The sequence below is a fragment of the Halomonas flagellata genome, from assembly GCF_022487945.1.
In the GTDB taxonomy this organism is placed as follows: domain Bacteria; phylum Pseudomonadota; class Gammaproteobacteria; order Pseudomonadales; family Halomonadaceae; genus Halomonas; species Halomonas flagellata.
Genome location: NZ_JAKVPY010000137.1, coordinates 1 through 546, shown reverse-complemented (window position 1 = coordinate 546; position 546 = coordinate 1). Strand labels below are relative to the sequence as shown.

The 546-nt window shown below is 68.5% G+C and carries 1 protein-coding gene; it reads left to right on the top strand.

All coding sequences use genetic code 11. From position 1 onward, the window contains the following. Positions 1–546, top strand: a 546-nt coding sequence (locus MKP05_RS21545) for a pyruvate kinase (RefSeq protein ID WP_240570171.1), incomplete at both ends; no start/stop codon positions are given.

The following is a 546-nucleotide window of genomic DNA, read 5'->3' as shown; positions in this document are numbered from 1 at the left end:
GACGTCAACCGGGTCGCCGACCACCTGATCCACACCTCGGTGGTGGTCGGCGGCCGGCTCTCCAACAACAAGGGCATCAACAAGCAGGGCGGCGGCCTCTCGGCCCCGGCGCTCACCGACAAGGACAGGGCCGACCTGAAGACCGCCATGGAGATCGGCGTCGACTACCTGGCCGTGTCGTTTCCGCGCAGCGCCGCCGATATGCGCGAGGCTCGGGAGTTATTGGGCGAGGCGGGTAAGGAGATCGGCCTGGTGGCCAAGCTCGAGCGCGCCGAGGCGGTGGCCGACGACGAAACGCTGGACGGCATCATCGAGGCCAGCGAGGCGGTGATGGTGGCCCGCGGCGACCTGGGCGTGGAGATCGGCGACGAGAAGCTGATCGGCACCCAGAAGCGCATCATCAAGCACGCCCGCAGCCACAACCGGGCGGTGATCACCGCCACCCAGATGATGGAGTCGATGATCGAGTCGCCGCTGCCGACCCGGGCCGAGGTGTTCGACGTGGCCAACGCCGTGCTCGACGGCACCGACGCGGTGATGCTCTCC